Source organism: Microcella sp., assembly GCF_033763155.1.
GTDB lineage: Bacteria > Actinomycetota > Actinomycetes > Actinomycetales > Microbacteriaceae > Microcella.
The window spans coordinates 1-4,472 of record NZ_JANRKZ010000111.1 but is presented as its reverse complement, the minus strand read 5'-3'; the positions used below and the strand labels follow the sequence as shown (position 1 = coordinate 4,472).

The window sequence follows — 4,472 nt, the reverse complement described above, 5'->3', positions numbered from 1 at the left end:
GAAGTGCGCGACCTCGCGGCACTGCTCGACGTCATGCCCACCAAGAAGCTGGGCCAAAACTTTGTGCACGACGCCAACACCGTGCGCCGCATCGTGCAGACCGCGGCGCTGCTGCCCGCCGAGCCCGTGCTCGAGGTCGGCCCGGGGCTTGGGTCGTTGACGCTCGGATTGCTCGAGGCCGGGCATCCGGTCGTCGCCATCGAAGTGGATGCTCGCCTCGCCACCCAGCTGCCCCTGACGGTCGCCCAGCTGCAGCCCGAGGCCGCGCTCGCCGTGGTCACCGCCGACGCGCTGCGCGTGCCGTCGGTGCCCGATGCACCGGGCAATCAGCGCCCCACTGCTCTCGTCGCCAACTTGCCCTACAACATCTCGGTGCCCGTGCTGCTGCACTTGCTGTCTCTCGAGCCCGGGATTCGTCGTGTGCTCGTCATGGTGCAGGCCGAGGTCGGGCACCGACTCGCGGCTGAGCCCGGTTCGAAGGTCTATGGCGGTCCGTCGATCAAGGCCGCCTGGTACGGGCGCTGGCGAGTCGAGGGCCAGGTGAGCAGGCAGGTGTTCTGGCCCGTGCCGAACGTCGACTCGGTGCTCGTGGGCATGACGCGGCACGAGATGCCCGGAACCGAGGCTGAGCGAGTGCGCATGGGCGAGCTCGTCGACGCCGCGTTCGGGCAGCGTCGCAAGATGTTGCGGCAAGCGCTCGCCGAACTCTTCGGCTCGTCCGCCGCGGCGACCACCGCGCTCGAGGCTGCGGGGCTCGACCCGACCGCGCGGGGCGAGATGCTCGGGCTGCCCGAGTTTTTGCGGCTTGCTCGGGCTGCGCCGGCGTGAGCGCAGCATCCGTCGCCGCTGTGACCCGTGTCAGGTGCGCTCGAGCAGCGTGATGACCTCGAAGTGCGTCGACTGCGGAAACATGTCGAGCACGCGCGCCCGCCGCAATCGGTATGCCGGCATGGCGGCGAGATCGCGCGCGAGCGATTCGGCGTTGCAGCTGCTGTAGATCACGTGCCGCGGCCCCCGCGCCTGTAGCCACTCGGCGAGTTCGTTGCCGAGCCCGCGTCGCGGTGGGTTGACGATGACGAGCTCGGGCACCTCGGTTGCCGCGAGGGCGAACGCCGTGGCGTCGGCCGCGATGAAACGGATGCGCTGCCGGTCACTCTCGGCCGGGTACCGCGCGTCGCGGGCCAGTTCGGCACTCGCTACGGCGTCGGGCGCGGCCTCGACTCCGACCACCTCCCGTGCTGACGACGCGGTCTGGAGCGCAAAGCCGCCCACCCCGCAATACAAATCCCACACCGAGGCCGGGTCGAGCTCGTCGACCCACTCGCGCGCTTGCGCGTAGAGCGCGGCGGCGATCGCCGTATTGGTCTGCACAAAGCTCTGAGGCCGTACCTGCAGCTCGAGGTCGTTGACCGCGAAGGGCAGCACGGCCTCCTCGGTGAGCACGTGTTCGACCTCGCCTTCGAGCACGGCCTTGTGCTCGGGGTGGATGTTCGCGGTGACGACGCGCACGTGCGGAAGGACATCCCGCAGCCACGGCAGCACCGCCCGTACTCGGGCAACCGACCCCTCAGACCGCACGACGAACCGCACCATGAGCGCGCCGCTCGGAGCTTCGGTCACGATGAGGTGCTTGAGCTCGCCCGTGCGCGACGGAACGTCGTAGGGGTCGAGCCCCGCCCGCGTGATCGCCTCAATGAGGGCCGGAAAAGCCGCGAGGATGCCCGGCGCGATGATGCCGCAGTGCCGAAGATCGACCCCGTGCCCTGCCCCGTCGAGAATGCCCAGGGTCGGCGCGGCGACGGTGCGGCCGACGACCATTTTGGCCTTGGCGCGAAAGCCTCTCTCGGCGCTTGCGCCGGGCGCGAGCCAGTGCACATCCGCCCCGAACGGTGTCAGCAGCCGCCGGGCGAGCGCCTCTTTTTCGGTGAGCTGCTGGGCGTAGGGCTGACCCATGAGCGTGCACGAGCGGCAGAGCCCGGCGTCGAAGTAGTCGCACTGCATGGTGGGCCCAGGCTAGCGGCGCGCTGGCTTAGGGTGGAGCCATGAGCACGGGGGCAGCAGACCGAGTGGTGCATGTGCGGGCGCCCGGCAAGATCAACGTGTTCATGAAGGTCGGCTCGCTGCTCGACGATGGCTACCACGAGGTCGCGACGGCCTACCAGGCCATCTCGCTCTTCGAAGAGGTTTACGCGCGCCCCGCCGACGACTTCTCGGTGCGCTTCAGTGGCCCCATCGACACGAGCGGCCTCGCCACCGACGGCTCGAACCTCGCCATCAGGGCCGCGCGCCTTCTTGCCCGCGTCGCCGATTACCGCGGGGGTGTCGCCCTCGAGATCGAGAAGCACGTTCCGATTGCGGGCGGCATGGGCGGCGGGTCGGCGGATGCCGCGGCCACCCTCGTGGCGTGTGACCACCTGTGGGGCACCAACGTAGGCCGCGAGGTCTTGCACGATTTGGCTGCCCAGCTGGGCGCGGACGTGCCGTTCGCGCTCATGGGCGGCACGGCCGTGGGCACGGGTCGTGGCGACCGGCTCTCGCCCGCTCTCGCGCAAGGCACCTTTCACTGGGTGCTCGCGCTCGCCGACGACGGACTCAGCACACCCCAGGTCTATGCCGAGCTCGACCGGCACCGCGAGCGGAACGTGCACGACATCGCACCCGCCCCCGAGCAGCCCATGGTCGACGTCGAAGTCTTGCAGGCGCTGCGCGCGGGCGATGCCCACCAGTTGGCCGAGTATCTCTACAACGACTTGCAGGCTCCCGCGCTGCACTTGCAGCCCACTCTTGCGGCAACGATCGAGCTCGGCGAATTGCAGGGCGCTCTCGCGGGTCTGGTGTCGGGTTCAGGCCCCACGGTCGCCTTCTTGGCGGCCGATCACGATTCGGCGATCGACCTGCAAGTAGCGCTTAGTGCGTCTCGGTTGACGGTTCTTCGGGCGACGGGGCCGGTTCACGGCGCTCGCGTGATTTCAGGCTGAGACCCAAGAGGCTCAGCAGCACCATCGCCATCGCTCCGCCGACGAGGGCGATGTCGGCCACGTTTCCGACGAAGAAACCGAAGTAGTCGATGAAGTCGACAATCTCGCCGCGTGCGAATCCGGGTTCGCGAAAGAGGCGGTCTCCGAGGTGACTAATCGCGCCGCCGAGCAGTGCACCCGCTGCGATGGCCCACGGCACACTCGAGATGCGCGAGACAAAGATGGCAATGCCCACGACGGCGAGAGCGGCCACGATCGTGAGAATCCAGGTGTATTCAGCGCCGATGCCAAACGCTGCGCCCGGGTTGTAGACAAGGCGCCACTGAATGGCCTCGCCAATCACGGGCACGGGAACGCCCAGTTCGAGCGTTGCTTCGGCCCAGAACTTAGTGCCCTGGTCGAACAGGATGATTGCGGCAGCCCACAGCAGCGTGAAGGGCAACACCTTCCGCACCGGTCGGGTCTCGATCGCGTGATGGTGGGCCGTGTGCTCGTGCATCCCCCTATTCTACCCGGTCGGGGCACCTCGCCCGCGCGCCGTAGTCTCGACGGGTGGCACATCTCTTGGGGGCAGAAGCCCTTCGCGTCGAATATCCCACCCGCGTCGTGCTCGATGGGGTGACGGTCGGCATCGGCGACGGTGACCGCATCGGCGTCGTCGGCCGCAATGGCGACGGCAAGTCGACGCTGCTGCGCATATTGGCCGGCAAGCAAGAGCCCGACGGCGGCCGCGTCACGCGCCGCGGGGGAGTCACGCTCGGCATGCTCGATCAGGCCGACGAATTGGCCACGGGCAAGACCGTGCTCGAGACCATCGTGGGCGATCGGCCCGAGCACGAGTGGGCCGGCGATCGCAATGTTCGGGATGTTCTTGCCGGGTTGATCTTCGACATACCCGGTCACACTCTCGTCGACGACTTGAGCGGAGGCCAGCGTCGTCGGGTGGCTCTCGCCGCGCTGCTCAGCCGCGAGTGGGACATCGTGGTGCTCGATGAGCCCACCAACCACCTCGACATCGGGGGAGTGCACTGGCTCGCGGGTCACCTCAAGCGGCGCTGGTCGCCGGGTGCGGGTGCGCTGCTCGTCGTGACGCACGATCGGTGGTTTCTCGACGAGGTCAGCAACGACACCTGGGAGGTGCACGACCGCATCGTCGAGCCCTTCGAGGGCGGCTATGCCGCCTACGTGCTGCAGCGACTCGAGCGTGACCGCCAAGCGGCCACGATGGAGGCCAAGCGGCAGAACCTCATGAAGAAAGAGCTCGCGTGGTTGCGGCGCGGTGCTCCCGCGCGCACCGCCAAGCCGAAGTTTCGCATCGAGGCCGCCAACGCTCTCATCGACGACGTGCCGCCATTGCGCAACAGCGTCGAGCTCTCGCAGATGGCCACCGCCCGCCTCGGCAAAGACGTCATCGACCTGCTCGACGTCTCGGTCACCTACGGCGACCGCGAGATTCTGCACGACGTCGAGTGGCGCATTGCTCCGGGTGAGCGC

The 4,472-nt window shown here is 68.3% G+C and carries 5 protein-coding genes; 3 read left to right on the top strand and 2 right to left on the bottom strand.

What is annotated here, in order from left to right:
• A partial coding sequence (gene rsmA / locus SFU54_RS05040) for a 16S rRNA (adenine(1518)-N(6)/adenine(1519)-N(6))-dimethyltransferase RsmA (protein ID WP_319015206.1) occupies positions 1-828 on the top strand: 828 nt, incomplete at its 5' end.
• A gap of 30 nt (positions 829-858) precedes the next feature.
• On the opposite strand, the gene rlmC is transcribed toward rsmA, so the two are convergent.
• Positions 859-2,001 carry a 23S rRNA (uracil(747)-C(5))-methyltransferase RlmC gene (gene rlmC, locus SFU54_RS05035; protein ID WP_319015205.1) on the bottom strand — a complete coding sequence of 381 codons (1,143 nt, stop codon included), beginning with the start codon at positions 1,999-2,001 and terminating at the stop codon, positions 859-861.
• 41 nt (positions 2,002-2,042) lie between these two features.
• Between rlmC and SFU54_RS05030 the strand changes: the two genes are divergently transcribed.
• Positions 2,043-2,978: a 4-(cytidine 5'-diphospho)-2-C-methyl-D-erythritol kinase gene (locus tag SFU54_RS05030; RefSeq protein WP_319015204.1), complete on the top strand. Its 936-nt coding sequence runs from the start codon at positions 2,043-2,045 to the stop codon at positions 2,976-2,978.
• Here the strand turns inward: SFU54_RS05030 and SFU54_RS05025 are convergent.
• Complete coding sequence (locus SFU54_RS05025; protein ID WP_319015203.1) at positions 2,908-3,477, bottom strand: signal peptidase II; 570 nt, start codon at positions 3,475-3,477, stop codon at positions 2,908-2,910. The genes SFU54_RS05030 and SFU54_RS05025 overlap by 71 nt on opposite strands.
• A gap of 53 nt (positions 3,478-3,530) precedes the next feature.
• Here SFU54_RS05025 and SFU54_RS05020 point away from each other — a divergent pair.
• Positions 3,531-4,472: ABC-F family ATP-binding cassette domain-containing protein (locus SFU54_RS05020; protein WP_319015202.1), on the top strand; the 942-nt coding region annotated here is incomplete at its 3' end.